Annotated in this window: 16 protein-coding genes; 14 read left to right on the forward strand and 2 right to left on the reverse strand. The window is 46.8% G+C overall.

Going from position 1 to position 17279, the window contains the following annotated elements; translation table 11 throughout:
- Nucleotides 1-41: 41 nt before the first annotated feature.
- On the reverse strand, nt 42-1505 hold the full coding sequence (locus BM184_RS05420) for an NCS2 family permease (protein ID WP_086942495.1): 1464 nt from the start codon (nt 1503-1505) through the stop codon (nt 42-44).
- Between the two features lie 338 nt (nt 1506-1843).
- Here BM184_RS05420 and BM184_RS05425 point away from each other — a divergent pair, with 338 nt between their 5' ends.
- The 3 genes from BM184_RS05425 to BM184_RS05435 are packed head-to-tail and all read left to right on the forward strand — an operon-like array spanning nt 1844 to nt 5252.
- A complete protein-coding gene (locus tag BM184_RS05425) occupies nt 1844-2554 on the forward strand; it encodes a metallophosphoesterase family protein (RefSeq protein WP_086942496.1) in 711 nt (236 codons plus the stop codon).
- Nucleotides 2555-2602: 48 nt separating this feature from the next.
- On the forward strand, nt 2603-4786 hold the full coding sequence (locus BM184_RS05430) for a Tex family protein (protein WP_086942497.1): 2184 nt from the start codon (nt 2603-2605) through the stop codon (nt 4784-4786).
- A gap of 13 nt (nt 4787-4799) precedes the next feature.
- Nucleotides 4800-5252 (forward strand): SprT family protein, encoded by a 453-nt coding sequence (locus BM184_RS05435; protein ID WP_086942498.1) that lies wholly within the window; start codon nt 4800-4802, stop codon nt 5250-5252.
- Between the two features lie 110 nt (nt 5253-5362).
- Here BM184_RS05435 and BM184_RS05440 read toward each other — a convergent pair whose 3' ends face one another.
- Nucleotides 5363-5947 carry a TetR/AcrR family transcriptional regulator gene (locus BM184_RS05440; RefSeq protein ID WP_086942499.1) on the reverse strand — a complete coding sequence of 195 codons (585 nt, stop codon included), beginning with the start codon at nt 5945-5947 and terminating at the stop codon, nt 5363-5365.
- Between the two features lie 749 nt (nt 5948-6696).
- Here BM184_RS05440 and BM184_RS15170 point away from each other — a divergent pair.
- From BM184_RS15170 to BM184_RS05490, 11 genes are all read left to right on the forward strand, one after another.
- Nucleotides 6697-6864 carry a Flp family type IVb pilin gene (locus BM184_RS15170; protein ID WP_120488153.1) on the forward strand — a complete coding sequence of 56 codons (168 nt, stop codon included), beginning with the start codon at nt 6697-6699 and terminating at the stop codon, nt 6862-6864.
- Nucleotides 6865-7023: 159 nt separating this feature from the next.
- Complete coding sequence (locus BM184_RS05445; RefSeq protein WP_086942500.1) at nt 7024-7596, forward strand: A24 family peptidase; 573 nt, start codon at nt 7024-7026, stop codon at nt 7594-7596.
- 18 nt (nt 7597-7614) lie between these two features.
- Complete coding sequence (locus tag BM184_RS05450) at nt 7615-8010, forward strand: TadE/TadG family type IV pilus assembly protein (RefSeq protein ID WP_218150985.1); 396 nt, start codon at nt 7615-7617, stop codon at nt 8008-8010.
- 81 nt (nt 8011-8091) lie between these two features.
- Complete coding sequence (gene cpaB, locus BM184_RS05455) at nt 8092-8805, forward strand: Flp pilus assembly protein CpaB (protein WP_086942502.1); 714 nt, start codon at nt 8092-8094, stop codon at nt 8803-8805.
- Nucleotides 8806-8819: 14 nt separating this feature from the next.
- Entirely contained in the window at nt 8820-9980 is a 1161-nt protein-coding gene (locus tag BM184_RS05460) for an AAA family ATPase (protein ID WP_143091112.1), read from the forward strand.
- A gap of 38 nt (nt 9981-10018) precedes the next feature.
- Entirely contained in the window at nt 10019-11413 is a 1395-nt protein-coding gene (locus tag BM184_RS05465; RefSeq protein WP_086942504.1) for a CpaF family protein, read from the forward strand.
- 1 nt (nt 11414) lies between these two features.
- Nucleotides 11415-12374 (forward strand): type II secretion system F family protein, encoded by a 960-nt coding sequence (locus BM184_RS05470; protein WP_086942505.1) that lies wholly within the window; start codon nt 11415-11417, stop codon nt 12372-12374.
- 12 nt (nt 12375-12386) lie between these two features.
- On the forward strand, nt 12387-13304 hold the full coding sequence (locus tag BM184_RS05475) for a type II secretion system F family protein (protein WP_086942506.1): 918 nt from the start codon (nt 12387-12389) through the stop codon (nt 13302-13304).
- Between the two features lie 26 nt (nt 13305-13330).
- Complete coding sequence (locus tag BM184_RS05480; RefSeq protein ID WP_086942507.1) at nt 13331-15823, forward strand: vWA domain-containing protein; 2493 nt, start codon at nt 13331-13333, stop codon at nt 15821-15823.
- Nucleotide 15824: 1 nt separating this feature from the next.
- The gene (locus BM184_RS05485) at nt 15825-16166 is read left to right on the forward strand and encodes a DUF192 domain-containing protein (RefSeq protein ID WP_086942508.1); all 342 of its coding nucleotides are present in this window, start codon (nt 15825-15827) and stop codon (nt 16164-16166) included.
- 67 nt (nt 16167-16233) lie between these two features.
- Nucleotides 16234-17181: a pilus assembly protein TadG-related protein gene (locus BM184_RS05490; RefSeq protein ID WP_086942509.1), complete on the forward strand. Its 948-nt coding sequence runs from the start codon at nt 16234-16236 to the stop codon at nt 17179-17181.
- The last annotated feature ends 98 nt before the right edge of the window (nt 17182-17279 follow it).

A 17279-nucleotide genomic window follows, 5' to 3' on the forward strand; every position in this document is an offset into this window, starting at 1 on the left:
ACGGACACAATTCCGATTAATCGGAATTGTGTCCAGTTGTATTAAAGCAATGCCAGGATGATGAAGTTGGCCAGGAATAAAGCCGAAGAGAACCACACGATCGGGTGGATTTCATACGCTTTTCCTCTGACGACTTTCACGATGCAGTAGAAGAAGAAACCAGCCGCGATACCGTAGGAAATGCTGTAAGAAAGACCCATGAAGATGGATGCGAAGAAAGCAGGGACAGCATCTTCCAGATCATGCCAATTGATTTCCGAGAAGGAACCCATCATCAAAATGCCGACGATGATCAAAGCAGGAGCCGTTGCGGCAGCAGGAACGACACCGATCAGAGGGGCGAAGAACGCGCTGATGATGAACATGCCGGCAACAACAACCGCAGTCAACCCTGTACGTCCGCCAGCACCGATACCGGCAGCACTTTCTACGTAAGTAGTTGTATTGGAAGTACCGAAGATCGAACCGATGACCGTACCGACTGAATCGGCGAACAAGGCTTTGTCCATTTTCGAACTGAATCCGGAACTTTCTTCAAGCGCTTTTTCATCTTCAGCAGAGAAGATGCCAGTGCGACGGCCCGTTCCGATGAACGTACCGATTGTGTCGAAAGTATCGGAAAGGCTGAATGCGAAGATAGTCATCAATACCAAAGGCAATTGGGAAGCATCTGAGAAAAGGGACAACAGGCCTTCGGAACCGAAAGCGGCACCGAATGTGACGCCCAATTCCGAAATGGCAGTCGCAAGCGAGTTTGCTTGCAGGCTTGCTGTGGAAATATCAACAACACCCATCGGGATGCCCAACAAAGTCGTAGCAACGATACCGACCAAAATCGCGCCGCGGACATTTTTGACCATCAGTACAGCCGTAATGACCAAACCAATCAAAGCCAATAATGCAGGCATTTGCGTGAAATTAACCAAGGCAGGGACGATGCCGCCGCCAGTTATGACTGATCCTACTCCGCCAGTGAAAATCTCAGCTGTTGCGTCATAAGGAGCGCCGTTGATTGCAGTGATGGAGCCAGCGTCGGAAGTGAATTCCAAGAAGCCGGCGTTTTTGATCCCGATATAAGCGATGAAGATGCCGATACCGCCGCTGATTGCGTGCTGCAGGCTTTCAGGGATCGATTTGATGATCATTTTTCTGATTTTTGTTACTGTGATCAGAACGTTGACCATCCCACAGATGAATACCATGGCCAAAGCTTGTTGCCAAGTGAAACCAAGTGAGAAGACGACAGTGAAAGTGAAGAAGGCGTTCAAGCCCATACCCGGTGCCAAAGCATAAGGTACGTTTGCGAAAAGGCCCATCACCAAAGTGCTGACTGCAGCGGAAATGATTGTTGCCAAGAAGACTGCTTGGCTAGGCATCCCAGATAAAGAAAGGATTGCCGGATTGACGAAAATGATATACGACATTGCGAAGAAAGTTGTGATCCCCGCAACAACTTCTGTGGAAACTGTTGTTCCGTGTTCTTTGAGTTTAAAGAAATTTTCCATTTTGAAAAGATCTCCCATCTGAATTTTTTTCGGCAGCGACAGGAAACAGTAACAATAAATGATTTCATATGCTTTCCTTGCTTACCACTCGACTATTATAACCAATCACACAAAAGCTTGCAATAAATAAGTGAATGATTTAATCAATTTATCACTTTAATGTTCGTGATTTGCTTGAATCGATAATGAAAGCGCATCAAAAATGCCGTCCCTACAACTTAACGTTAGCATTTCAGGAAATTAGGTCCTTTTTTTGGTGAATCTGCCTGAGCAGGAAAGTGGGTGATATGCTAAAATGATAAGGAGCGAAATAGTCTGAAAGTTAGAAGGTGATGATTGTGAAAGACGAAGTGTTTGTGGTGGGCGATGTCCATGGGGAGATCACCTCACTGAAGAAATTATTGGAAAAGTGGGACCGGGAGAAGCAACAGTTGATTTTTATCGGTGATTTGGGGGACCGCGGCGAAAATTCGAAAGCTTGTTTTCTGCTGGCGAAGGAGCTTGTGGAAAAACAAGGTGCGATCTATCTGAAGGGCAATCATGAGGGCATCCTGCTGAATTTCATCGCAAAGCCGGAGGAATTCGCAGGCAATTATTTCCTGAACGGCGGGTTGGGTTCCTTGGAAAGTTTCCTGCATGAGCACATCAACGAGGAGTATTCGCCTACCGAAATCGCGCTGATGATGAAACACTATTACAAGGATCTGCTCGCTTTTTTGACCGAGCTTCCTTTGTACTACGAATGGGAACAGTACGTTTTTGTCCATGCCGGTGTTGATCTGAGCAAAAAAGATTGGCACGACAGCACCGAGGAGGACTTTCTCTGGATCCGCGAACCATTCCACAAAAAGAAGAACCGCACCGGCAAAACGATCGTGTTCGGGCATACCCCGACCTTTTACCTGCACGGCGACAACGACCGTTCGGATCTCTGGATTTCGGACGGCAAGATCGGCATCGATGGCGGGGCCGTCTACGGCGGCTCGCTGCACGGCGTCGTGTTCGACAAAAACGGCATGAAAGAAGATTATATCGTACAAAAAAGATGAGGGTGCCGAAACGGCAGCCCCATCCGAAAGGCAGGAGTTTTTAACAAAATGACAGAAACAGCACAACAAATCGTTTTGGACTTGGTGAAAGCCGAACTTAACCAATTCAGACCCGCACAGATCGAAAAAGTACTGCAACTATTGGAAGAGGGCAATACCGTCCCGTTCATCGCACGCTACCGGAAGGAAGTTACGGGCTCGCTTGATGAGGTAGAAATCCGCCAAATCGAAGAGCGCCACCAGTACGCTACGAACCTGCACAAGCGCAAGGAAGAAGTCATCCGCATCATCGAGGAACAAGGCAAGCTGACGCCGAAGCTCAAAGCGGATATCGAACGCGCCGAAAAGATGCAACGCGTCGAAGACCTGTACCGTCCCTATAAACAGAAGCGCCGCACGAAAGCCGCAATCGCCCGCGAAAAAGGACTGGCTCCATTTGCCGAGTGGCTAATGAGCGGTCCAATGAACGGATCCTTATCAGTAGAAGCGAAGGCCAAGGAATTCCTGAACGACGAAATGGAACTTTCTACTATAGAAGACGTTTTGGCAGGAGCCCATGAAATCATCGCCGAAATCATCAGCGACGAGCCAGCCTACCGCGAACATATCCGCGAATACACGCGCAAAAACGGACAGATCGTCAGCACGGCCAAGGATACCGAAAAGGATGAAAAGGGCGTCTACGAAATGTACTACGAGTTCTCGCAAGGCATCTCCTCGCTCGTTTCGCACCGCGTCCTGGCCATGAACCGCGGCGAAAAAGCCGGCATCCTGAAGGTCGCCGTTCTGATCGATGAAGAGAAAATCTTCGCTTACTTGGCGAAAAAGGTCGTGAAGAATCCCAAGAGCATCGCCGTGCCTTATCTGCAGGCAGCTTATGAAGACAGCTACCGCCGTTTCATCGGGCCGGCCATCGAACGCGAACTGCGCAACGAACTGACCGAAGCCGCCGATGCGCAAGCGATCGATGTCTTCGGCGACAATCTGCGCAACCTGTTGCTGCAGCCGCCTTTGAAAGGCAAAGTGGTGCTTGGTTTGGACCCGGCGTACCGCACCGGCTGCAAACTGGCGATCGTGGATGCCACCGGAAAAGTGTTGGCGAAGAGCGTCATCTACCCGCACAAACCGGCCAACCAGGAAAAACGCGCCGCTGCCGGCCCGGCTTTCCGCAAAATGCTGTCGGATTACAAAGTGGAAATGGTCGCCATCGGGAACGGAACCGCAAGCCGTGAATCCGAGCTGTTCGTCTCCGAGCAGCTCAAACAAGTGCCGCATACGGTCTATTACGCCATCGTCAATGAAGCGGGCGCATCGGTCTATTCAGCCAGTGATATCGCCCGCGAAGAATTCCCGGATTTCCAGGTCGAAGAGCGCAGCGCCGTCAGCATCGCGCGCCGCCTGCAGGATCCGCTTGCCGAATTGGTGAAGATCGATCCGAAATCGGTCGGCGTAGGCCAGTACCAGCATGACGTTTCCCAGAAACAATTGGGCGAACGCCTGGACTTCGTCGTCGAAACGGCAGTCAACCAAGTCGGGGTCAACCTGAACACGGCCAGTGCGCCTTTGCTGCAGCACGTCGCCGGCCTGAACAAAACGATCGCGAACAACATCGTCGCTTTCCGCGAAGAGAACGGCGCCTTCGACAGCCGCCAACAACTGAAGAAAGTGCCGCGCCTCGGCCCGAAAGCGTTCGAGCAATCGGTCGGCTTCATGCGCATCGCCGATGGCAAAAATATCCTCGACAACACCGATATCCATCCGGAATCCTATCCGGCCGCCAAAGAAGTATTGGCACTGGCAGGACTCAGCCTGAAGGACATCGGCACCGAACAAGCCCGCGAAGCGCTGGGTGCCTTGGACCGCACCAAAACCCGCGAAGCGACCGGACTCGGCAAAGAAACCTTGCAGGACATCATCGCCGGCCTGACGAAACCGGGCCGCGATCCGCGCGACGACATCGCGCAACCATTGCTGCGCCAGGATGTGCTGTCGATGGAAGACCTGAAACCGGGCATGGAACTGCAGGGGACCGTCCGCAACGTCGTGGACTTCGGCGCCTTCATCGACATCGGCGTCAAACAGGACGGCATGGTCCACATCTCCAAACTCAGCAACCGCTTCGTCAAGCACCCGTCCGATGTGGTCGCGGTCGGCGATATCGTGACCGTTTGGGTCGATCATGTCGACACGAACAAAGGCCGCGTTGCCCTGACGATGCTGCCGCAAAAATAATGAGGAACAAATGATGAATGAACAAGAACTGCAACAACTGGTGGAGCACATCTCAAATACTGTTTTCCGGAAGCCGTTCCGCCACAACGCCACCTTCAACCGCCGCCTGCGAACGACAGGAGGGCGCTATCACCTCAACAGCCACAACCTGGATTTCAATCCGTTGGTGCTGGAGTTGCATGGACCTGAGGAGCTGGAAAAGGTCGTGAAGCATGAACTCTGCCATTACCATCTGCATATTGAGGGTCGGGGCTATCAGCATCGGGATGCCGACTTCCGGAAGCTGCTGAAGGAGAGCGGCGGGAGCCGGTTTGTGAAGGACATGCGCCAAGCTGGGACTGTGGCGCCGTCGAAATGGCTCTATAGTTGCAATGCATGCGGGCAGCTTTATCCCCGCAAGCGAAGGATTGATCTGAAGAAGTATGTTTGTGGGAAGTGCCGTGGGAAGCTTGAGATAGCGGGTTAAGCTTGTGGCAATGTGATTCAGAAATATACAAAATAAAGATGGGATCGTGTTCGTTGTGAACGCAGTCCCATCTTTTTTGGTTCTATAAAGGTTAAATAATAAGATCATGATTACTTGTTTATATTTTCGACTTTTAAATTATAGAAATCGACGAAGTCTTGTGTCACCGTTTCAGGAGGAGCGGAAAAATCTTCGGACATCCACCCGGAAATTGTACCCATCAATCCATAAGTAAATATCTTTGTATATGCCTTCAATCTGTGTTCGGCCATATCAACTTGTGGGGACCAGATGTCCATCAGCTTATCTTGCACGACCTGTGAACACTTTTGTGAAAAATTCGGCAGAAGTTCGGATTGCTTAAAAATTGAAAGCCCATATCTGTGACGATAAACAAATTCGAAAATGGTGACATCCGTTTTATTTATCAATATTTTACTGTTTGGATGGTATTTTTGAAAGCTTGTCTGGAGGGCATCACTAAATTCGTCCAGTAGATCTTGAGTCACGTCATCCAGTAAATCAAACTTGTCGATGTAGTGGTTGTAGAAGGTTGTGCGGTTAAAGTCGGCAGTCTCAACGATATCCTTGACTGATATATATGCGAAACTTTCTGTTTCCAATAATCTCAATAAAGCATCCTTAAATAAATGTTTGGTCCTGCGTGCGCTTCTGCTGTCCGAATCATTTTGCATTAAAAAACCTCCTTCAATAAAGAAACAATTCCGTTCCGAATGTTGAAAATATGAACAAATCACTCCATAGTGTCTAAAATTTGCACAAAGATCCAGAATCTGTGGATTGAATATACCGAAAAATATTATAAAATAAGGACATAAGTTAAATACACCACGAAATAAGAACGGAACAACATTCCGATGCAACGATTCGTTTCTTCAAACTTCACACCTGCAAACAGATCAACTCGGTCTACAACACTTTCAACATCTTCTTAGCCCTTCATCAAATTCAATTCTATTAAAACATTACCTCTAATGTAAAGCACCATCAACGGCACAACTCATCTTAGAAATTCACAAAAATTTATTTCAGCTTCTAAATTTTTTCACCGCACGCAAATCTTTTTTTTGAATCCAACAACTACAAAGCTATTTACCATTAAGTTAGTAAAATGAACATACCATCAAGGGGATTTAAACGTTTATTTAAAAGCGCCGATAAAATGTCAATAATAAAGAATAATATATAGTTATCATAAATATAACCTTTTTTCGAGAAAATGTAAACAATTACATTGAAATTATTTAATGAAACTGCCATTAACGGATTGTTTCCGATGGCCTCCATTTTTGAATAGATATACAACGGGAAATATGTCTATTCAAAAATGGTGTTGTTGCTCAATGAAGTGACTTCAACAAACGAAGCCGCCTCATAAACAACAACAACATTAAAAAACGGACAGAAAGAGGAGGAAATTATCATGGAAATCATGAGAAGATTGGTTCAAGAAGAAGAAGGACAAGGTTTGGTAGAGTATGCGTTGATTATTGGTTTAATTTCAGTTGCAGCAATCGCCTTCATTCCAGAAATTGGAAAAAGAGTAGCGATAATTTTTAAGAAAATACAAGATGCTCTTCCAGCCGCCTAATCATATCAAATGGAATGAAAAAATATCTGTTAATTCCCGCTGATTCCGGCGGGATTTTTTTCTAAAAACTCCTGCATGATATCCGTATATAAACCAACAATCATAAAATAATGAATTTATTTGAAAATATAACCTGATAATGTGAAGGGGGCAAGTAATATGGTAACGGCAAACAACGCACTACTGCTGATGCTCGTCGCGGCTTCGGGATTTTTTGATCTGAAGGAACGGAAAATCCCGAACAAAATCACTTTCACGGGCATTCTCATCGGTATCCTGTTCAATAGCATCACGGGAGGATGGACTGGTCTGCTGCAAAGCATAATTGGCATGTTCGCCGGCTTGGCGATCTTTTTCATCCCGTTCGTCATGGGCGGCATGGGGGCCGGCGACGTTAAATTGATGGGAGCCATCGGCGCTTTGATGGGCTGGCGCTTTTCACTGATCACGGCATTGTATTCGGCCATCGTTGGTGGAATCATGGTTCTTCTCCATTTGCTTTACACCGGAAAATTGCGCGAAACGTTGAAAAAAATGCTGTACACGTTGATCAACTTTCTTCTTCAGTTCGCCATCCGATTGGGCTACAACGAGACAGTATGCAAAGCCTATGAAAAATTTTCCAGGAACGGCCATGACTACAAAAAAATCTACATCCCGTATGGTGTTGCTATCGCAGGTGGAGCCGTGCTGGTGCTGATCGCCTACAAGAACGGTTATCCGATTTTTTAGACAAGTGAGGTGAGCGAATTGAAGATTCTTTTAAAACTCAAAAGCAGCCAAAGGGGGCAATCTCTAGTTGAATTTGCGCTAGTATTACCGATGCTTCTGCTGTTGGTATTAGGTGTTTTGGAATTTGGCTGGATATTGAAAGCTGAAATAGCAGTTTCAGCGGCAGCCAGAGAAGGAGCTAGATATGCTGCGGCGGGAAAAACTGAAGCACAAGCTGAAGCATATGCTATGGTTCATGTGCCTGGTACATTAGTTAATGTCACCATCAATGAAACTTCAGTAATTGCCACAGCTGAGTCTGCAGAGAATTCCTTGGTTGGATTCCACATCGATTCAAGCAGACCATTGGGTTTTTATCTTTCTACAGCTGATGCAATCGATGCTACTGCAAGTGTCACTATGAGATTAGAGTAAAAAATAAAAAAAAAAGGCGAATAATATTGTACATATAGTGTTCTCAGTATTATTTAACAAAATCAGAAGGGGTGAAACAATGTGAAGGCAAAAAAAAGAGTTTGGATCATTACAGGCATCTTGGCACTGCTCACAACGGGTATGATATATGTGTATCTGAAGCAAGTTGAAGCATCCGCCCAAGAGAATCAAGTCGAAATGAGTGAAGTTGTTGTGGCACTCACTGCCATTCCGTCACATGTGAAGGTCACTGAGGATATGTTGGAAATCAAAGAAATCCCGAGCGAAGCGGTGCATGCCGACACTTATACAGCAATAGCTGATGTGGTGGGAGGAACGACAACAACCGAACTGATTGCAGGCGAACAAGTCTTGACGGAACGGATCGTCGCAACGGATGAAGAAGCGGAACTTTCTTACCGCATTCCGGAAACCATGCGTGCAATCACAGTAGCAACAAGTGAAGTGGATGGTGTCGGAGGATATGTGATGACAGGTGATAAGCTGGATATCCTCGTAAGTTACACGCCATCGGAAGGGGCGCAGGTCGCTTACACCCAACTGCAGAATATCGAAGTGTTGGAACGCGGTCCGAACGCCGATACGGCGGACAGTTCCGCTTCAGGCGTACCTACTTCATTGACGCTGTTGGTGACACCGGCTCAGGCAGAAGTCATTGCCTTTGGTAGCCTGAATGGTACTATCTACTTTACATTGCGCAACCCTGTAGATACTGCTTGGCAGGACCTGGGTGGCTACGGAACAGATAACTTTGATTCTTGGAGAGAGCGGTGAGAAATGTGAATAAGATGAAATTATTATTATTGGCGGACTCGGAAACCGAACGTCTGGAAATCACGGAAATGCTGAAAAACATCGATTACATCCACTTGGCCGGTGATTCCATCGATGAAAACAAGACCTGGGAATCATTGGAACGGGCAACGGCTGATATCCTTTTGATGGGATCATGCTTTAACGGTTCAAGGTATGCTTTTGCGGAAAAAGTGTCGAAACAGTTTCCACATACCAGCATCATCATGGTGGAAACGGAACTCTTGGAAGAGACGATGCATAATGCTTTGTTCGCTGGAGCCAAAGATGTCTTGATCAAACCAATCGATCCGGAAAAATTAATGAATTCTATTTATCGGATCCATCAATTGCAGGAACGCACAGCCGTCACGAAGGCAGAAGCCCCCCAAAAGAAACTTCGCAAGAGTGAATTAGGGCAAGTCTATACGGTCTTCAGCACCAAAGGGGGTGTCGGGAAAACCTTCGTTTCGATCAACTTGGCTGCTTCCCTAGCGAAGAACCCGGAAAAACGTGTGGTTCTGGTCGATCTGGATTTGGACTTCGGTAATGCGGCACTTGCTTTGAACCTTTATCCGAAATTTACCATTACGGACATCATCGATGATATCCGCCACATGGATAGCGATCTGATCGAAAGCTATCTCATCCCGCACGAATCAGGCATCAAAGTCCTGCCAGCGAACTTGCAGCCGAACATGAATGATTTCATCAACGCTGAACATATTCATGTCATCCTTGAATCGTTAAGGGAGTCGTTCGATTACGTTATCGTAGATATGCCCGGCAGATTCGTTGAAACGATCATGCCCGCGTTGGCTTTGGCTGATCAACTTCTAGTCATCACCACCCCTGAACTCTCCGCTGTCCGCAACATCAAAGTGTTGCTGGTCACCTTGAAAGACCTCAATTTTCCACAATCAAAAATCCGGATTGTCCTGAACAAAGAAGATTTAAGAGGGGAAATCAAGAAAAATGACGTGGAGACGACCCTTAACAAAAAGGTTGATGCTTCCATCGGCTTGGATTACCACCGGGTGTTGTCCTCCTTGAATAGAGGGGTACCGCTGGTTTACGAGTATCCAAAAAATACACTTTCCAAAAATTTTGAAAAAATGTGCGCGAAATTTATTCAGGATGAGTTGTTGAAAGCCTGAAAACCAACACGCATCGATTGCAAGAGGAGGTTGTGACCATGAATCTGGGCACATACGGAAATTTCAGTTTCTCAGGGATAACGAATGCAGAAGAAAAAGAAGAGAGCCAAAGCGGTCTTGTGAAAAGAAGGCGTGATTTGGATGAGCTCGCCTATGAAGTGTTGCAGATCGTCATCGATCAGCTTCCGCCCACAAAGGAAGCTGATGATATCTCGGAGCAAAAAAAGACCCAAGAAAAAATCAACGATATCATCAGCAACATCATCTTTGAACAAAAGCGCCACCTGTCGTATGCCGACAAGCAAAAAGTGAACCAGTCCGTCATGAATGAGGTCTATCAGTTCGGACCGATCAGTGATCTGTTGAATGACGACACCATCACGGAAATTATGGTCAATGGACCTCTGGATATCTTCGTTGAGAGAAAAGGGAAAATCATCAAAACAGAAAATGAGTTCCGGGATGACAAACATGTCATGCACATCATCGACAAAATCATTTCGCCATTGGGAAGACGGGTGGATGAAAGTTCGCCTTTAGTGGATGCGCGCCTACCGGACGGATCACGGGTGAACATCATTATCCCGCCATTGGCAGTCAAAGGACCCTCCATAACGATCCGTAAATTTTCGAAAGATCCGTTGACAACGAATGATCTTATCACGTTCGGAGCCTTGAACGGCGACATTGCAGAATTTTTGCGCCTTTGCGTAAAAGGCCGGATCAATGTATTGGTTTCAGGTGGAACCGGCTCCGGGAAGACGACTTTGCTGAATGTGCTCTCCAGCTACATTCCCGAAGATGAACGGATCGTCACCATCGAGGATGCAGCTGAGGTGCAACTACAACAAGCGCATGTCGTGACGTTGGAGTCCCGCCCAGCAAATATCGAGGGCAACGGCAAAATCACCATCCGGGATCTCGTCGTCAACGCACTAAGGATGCGTCCGGATCGGATCATCGTCGGCGAGGTCCGTGGCGGGGAGGCTTTGGATATGCTGCAGGCGATGAATACCGGTCATGACGGATCATTGACCACCATCCACGCGAATTCACCGCGGGACAGTCTTTCCCGACTGGAAACGATGGTGATGATGTCGGGCGTTGAATTGCCATCCCGGGCGATCCGCGAACAAGTCGCTTCAGCCATCGACTTGATCATCCAGGTTGAACGCATGGTGGACGGCAGCCGCAAGGTAACCAAAATCAGCGAAATCATCGGTCTGGAAGGGGAAATCGTCACTTTGCAGGATATTTTCCTTTTCCACCAAATGGGTTTCGATGAACACGGGAATGTAAAAGGGAAGCATAAAGCGACCGGTATCATGCCGAATTTTATGGAAAAAATTAAGGCGCACGGGGAGAACATTCCGCCTAGCCTCTTTAAACCGGTAGGCACGCCAAACATGGACCCTTTCAGAAAGGGGCTGTAACATGGAAACGCTGCTGATGTTTTTTATTTTCATGACGGTATTGCTTTTTTTCTATTCAGTTTATTTATTGCTTTTCGAACAGCGGTCCACAATCAAAAACCGCTTGAAACAAACCGGCAAATCGCTTGATGAATATCATCAGGACCAGGAAAGAAATCAAAAAGGCTTGTTGAAGGGCCTCCTCCAAAAAGCAATCCGTTTTGCGGAAGGATCGAACTACTATGCACGAATCAAGACAAAACTGCTGCAGGCATATATCAAGATGAAACCGATCGAGTTCATCGAAATATCCATCATGGCCGGGCTGTTTCTGAGTATGTTGATTTGGTTTGGTTCGGAAAATCCATTCCTGGCGGTGTTCGGACTTGTGCTGGGCTTCCGGGTGCCGGAACTGCTTTTGGAATCGATCCGTAAGAAGCGGGCAAAACAGCTGAATGACCAACTGCCGCAAGCGCTCAGCCTGATTTCCAATGGGCTTCGTGCAGGTTTCAGCTTTTCGCAGGCGATGGCGGTCGTTGGCCGTGAGATGGACGCGCCGATAGCTGATGAATTCGCGAAAGTGTTGCGCGACAATTCATATGGGAAAAATATGGACGAGGCCTTGCTGGAACTGGGCAAACGGACAGACGACGAGGATTTGGACATCTTCATCACGACGTTGCTCATCCATCTGCAGGTCGGAGGGGATCTTTCCGAAATATTGGACACGATTTCGGAGACAATCCGGGAACGCGTCAAACTGAAAGGGGACATCCTCACGATGACCGCACAAAGCCAAATGTCGGCCGTTGTCATCGGCATCTTGCCGATCGCGATTGCCGCCGTGATGTTCGTCCTTAACCCGAGCTATATCGGATCGCTCTTTTCAGATCCACTAGGATTGATGATGGTAGGTGTTGCAGCGGGGATGATGCTTTTAGGAGCTTTCTTGCTGACCCGGATTGTGAAAGTGAAAATATAGGAGGGAACCCAAATGGAAATCATAGTATACGTCTCGTTGTTTCTGACAAGTTCTTTCATTTTCTATATTTTCTATGACGCGGTGCTGATACCGAAGCAAGTACTGAAAGAACGGCTGGACAATGTGAAGGTGATGGCGGACACACGGGATGCCTTCGATGAAGAGATGCGGGAATCCTTTGCCGAACGGGTCATCGATCCGGTATATGAACGGATGATCCAAGCACTGGGAAATCTGGCACCGTCATCCATCAAAAAGCAATACGAACAGCTTTTGAGCAGTAGCGGAACGAGGGGTACCATGAAGTTCAACAACATCATCGCAATCCAGTTGATGTTGGGGCTGTTGTTGGCCTTTGGTACGCATTTCCTGATGAGGCTCACAGAACAGCCGACGAATGGAATATATGTAGTTTTGGCCGGTGCAGCGGGTTTCCTGTTGCCCTATTCTTCTCTGAAAACAAAATCCAGAAAAAGGATCGAAGCAATCGAATATGCCTTGCCGAGTTTTTTGGATGTGCTGTATGTCAGCGTAGAAGCGGGTCTGGCATTTGATATGGCCATTTACCGGACAACGGATAAAATGAAAGGCCCATTGAGTGAAGAATTGCTGTTCACGATGAACGAAATCAGCAAAGGCAGAGGCCGTTCGGAAGCGCTCCGGGAGATGGTCAAACGGACGCAGGTGCCGGATTTGGCAACGTTCGTGACATCCATCATTCAAGCCGAGGAGATGGGGTCGAATATCGGAAACGTCCTGCGGATTCAGGCAGATACGATGCGTGTCAACAAAAGGCAACGGGCAGAAACAATGGCGGCCAAAATCCCGACCAAGATGCTCTTTCCGATTGTATTCTTCATGTTCCCGGCACTGTTCGTCGTCATTCTCGGGCCGGCAGTGTTGAACATTATGGAAACATTGATGAAATAAATGATGTCAGAAAGGAGGAGAGGAATATGCGTGCGAAAAATGCCTTCGTATTGGTCTTCCTGAGCATATTCATCGGATGGATCACCCTGCCTGGGTATGCGACGGCTGAAACGACTGCTTCCGAGCGGATTGCGGTGGCTCTGGTCATCGACACTTCCGGCAGCATGGCTGAAACAGATCCCAATCACTTGCGGAAAACAGCCGCCGATATTTTCGTGGATATGCTCAGCCCGGAAGACCATGTGGGCATCGTTTCCTTTGCGACGGAAGCCACCGAGTTGGTTCCGATGCAGCAAGTAGGGGATACCGCAAACAAGCAGACCATCAAGAACACGTTGGCCTCGATAACTGAAGTCAACGGGAACACGAATTACCGGGCTGCGCTCGAAAAAGCCGAGGAGCAGTTGGAAAGCATCGATGATCCGGCTGTGCGCAAAGTCATCCTCTTCTTGACCGATGGCGTGCCGGAACCCGACTATGCGCAGCGGGAGGATACGGTTTTCATGACGGCATATATGGACTCCGTCTGGGAGACGACCGCCCGTTTGGGGCAAAAGGACATCGCTGTCTATCCGCTTGGTTTCGGTACGGTCGACACAAGCATTCTACAGCGCATCGCTACGGACACAAGAGGAGAAGCAAAATTCTTGGGCAGTGCTGGCGATATTGCTGTCAATTTCGTTGATGTGTTGCGCACGTTGAAAAACCGGCAAGGATTTTGGAATGAGTCGGTTGCATTGTCTGGAGAGAGTGTTGTTCCGTTTCAGGTAGACGGTTATACTTCCCAAGTAACGATGGCCGTCACTTATGATACCGCCGGAACGGACGTCTTCATCCGGCCTGTCAACAGTGAAGCCTGGAATGATCGAATCAGCATCCAGAAGAACGAGCAATACAGCATCCTCACGATGAACCAAACCGAAGAGGAACTTGCAGGCGACTGGGAGTTGGTCATTACTGGAACCGGCAACGCGCAACTGTTTGGAGACAAAGATCTGACATTGAAATCCTGGATGATCAGCCCACAGGCAAACACGCAAGTGCCGATGGATGAACCGATTGACCTGGTGGTGGAAGTGGACGGTGAATTGAGTGATGAAATGGCTGTTCAGGGTGTTGTTTCAAAAAATGGGGCTGTCGAATTTGAGACTATCCCATTAATCTTGGAAAAAGGTCAATATGTCGGGACTTACGAGAATGTCGATCAAGGAGGTTCCTATATTCTGGAAACGCAGATCATCAGCGGAGAGACCGTCATCACGAGCAGCTCTGTTTCGGTTTCCGTCCAACAACTTCCTGTACTGAAAAGTGATCAAGAGCTGGATGGTGACATCTTCAAAATCGGCGAGAGCCAGACCCTCACAGGGTATTTGGAATTGGATGACCAACTACTGGATGGTTCGCAAAGAACTGTCATCAACAGCATGAACTTGGTTGCAACTTATTCCGATGGCCGCCAGGAAATTATTCCGATGCAAGATGCCGGTCCGGAATCGGGTGCAGACGAAACCGCCGGAGACGGTGTTTACACTGCCGAATTGCCTCTTTCCGAAGAGGGTGATTATTCGGTTTCGCTCGTCGCGCAAGGAACCACTCCTCAGGGTAATTTTACGCTAGAGGAAGACAGTGGGGATTATCGCGTCATTTCGGTTGGTGCGGTGTCCGGAAAAGTTACTGATGAAGCATTGTATACAAAACCAGGCAGCGTAGTCAGTGTTCCAGTTCAGCTCAAGAACGACTCCAAAAGAAGCGAGACCATTCAGCTTTCAGTTGAAGCCGAGGATGCTGTAGCTAAAGAACAAAGTCTCACACTAGAACCCGGAGAAACTTCCGAAATGGACATCGTACTAGCTTTGGATGACAGCGCGCCTTTAGGGGCTAAATCAGTTTCCATCACAATGCAGGCTGAAGACTCCTTGACACAAACGCAATCGTTCGGAACAGAAATCCAACTGTTCTCGGGCTCAGCGTATTTCCAGAAAAAAACGTTGGATTTTATGACGAAAAACGGCCTGTTTGTGGGCGTGTTGGTGTCTTTGCCTATAGTCATCATTGCTCTTGGACGGTTGATTTATGTATTGAAACTGAAACAAGCACTGAGCATCAGCAGGAGTTTTGTCTACGCAAAAGCGGATGATCCGGAAAACGCTCAAGAATGGTTGCTGCCGAAGAAAGTGGATACTAAGCTGATTGTGTTAGGCGGAGAAGACAAGGAAGCTGTCTTGTCCTTGGAAGGGGCAAAAATCCCTTATCGGATGATCGTGAAGGTCGAGACGAGTCCAGCTCGCTTCAAATGCTGGGAAGGGTATCGGACGCTATCAAAAACGTATATACCGGTGCATATCAAAATTGAAACGACACCTCCCGGCATCTTCAAGTTGGACGGTGAAGTCCACACCAACAAAGAAATATTCGACCAAGATGCTTTTGAATCCGGCGGGTACCGCTTCATTTACAAAGCAGAAAAGTCTTTAGCTGAAGAAACCAAAGCCAGAAACGTATTGGAAGGTAAGATGTGAGATGAAAAGACTGATCAATGCAATAACCGGAGAAGTGATTTTGGAGGATCTTCAGACGGCGGATACTTTCTATGACCGTTTTCGGGGATTGATGGGCAGACCATCGATTCCCGAAAATACGGGTTTGATGATCAAACCATGCAATAGTGTCCACTGTTTTTTTATGAAATTTCCGATTGATGTTATCTTTTTGGATAAAGAGGATCGGGTCGTGCATATCGCGGGGAATATGAAACCAGGAACCATATCTCCTATTGTCAAGCGAGCGAAATATGTTGTTGAAGCCAACGCAATGAAGTTTACGGGTGATGTCATGATCGGGGATAAGCTTGAGATAGTCTGAAGGTCATATCGGTTGCAACTAATAAGACTGAGATGAAATTCAAATTAACGATGAGGTGAGAGTAACGATGCAGAAAATATTTAATAGATTGCGCAAAGAAGAGTCTGGTCAATCTCTGGTTATGGTAGTTTTGCTGTTGAGTGTTCTGTTAAGTTTTTCCGCTCTTATCGTTGATGTGGGGATGTTGTATGCTGAAAAAGCAAAATTGCAGAATGCTGCAGATGCAGCTGCACTGGCTGGAGCTCAAATGTTACCCGATACAGAATCAGCAGAAATAACTGCAATTGATTATGCAGATTTGAATAATTTTACGATTTCTTCTGATGATGTGGATGTACCCTATGGTGGAGATAGTACAAAAATCAGAGTGGCAGTAGAAAGCGATATTCCGTATATATTTGCTAGGGTTCTGAAATTAGTTGGAACTAGTACGACTGTTTCAGCAAGTGCTACGGCTAGTAAGGAGGATGGGGTTTCAGGACTGAGACCATGGGCTCTAACAGATAAATATAAAGAGATGAAAACTGAAAAAAATAAAGAAGTCTGGACTGGTAAATGGATTGCCTATACGTACACGTACGGACTGGAATTTGAATTGAAAGAGGGTGGGGGAGGCGGATCTAAGGGTTACTATGGAATAATTTCATTTGAAGATCAGGGTACAGATGCGAATACATATAAAGGGAATATATCAAGTGGATATGATGGCACAATCAATATTAATGATTATGTAAATGATGCATCTGGTAATAAAAATGTGAAAAATATTATTGAAGAACTATTAGTGGGTGGCGATAATTATTTGACTGCAACTAAGAATAGCCCACGTGTTGTAGTGATTCCGAAAATTGATTCTACATTTAAAGTTATCGGATTTGCGGTAATATTTTTAAAATCTGTTGACAATCAGGGTTATATTACAGCAAATTTTTTGTATGATACGACCTGGCCCACTGAAACAAAAGAAGAACACGACTATTGGGCAATAGATTATAAAGTAAGTCTTGTTGAATAATTTAAGAAAAGGTATAAAACCTGAATAATTCATAAAATTTCAGGAAACTACGACTAACCTTGCTGCAATAGCATTTTTCACTTGTTCGATAAGCACCC

Source organism: Trichococcus pasteurii (genome assembly GCF_900112935.1).
GTDB classification, from domain to species: Bacteria; Bacillota; Bacilli; order Lactobacillales; family Aerococcaceae; genus Trichococcus; species Trichococcus pasteurii.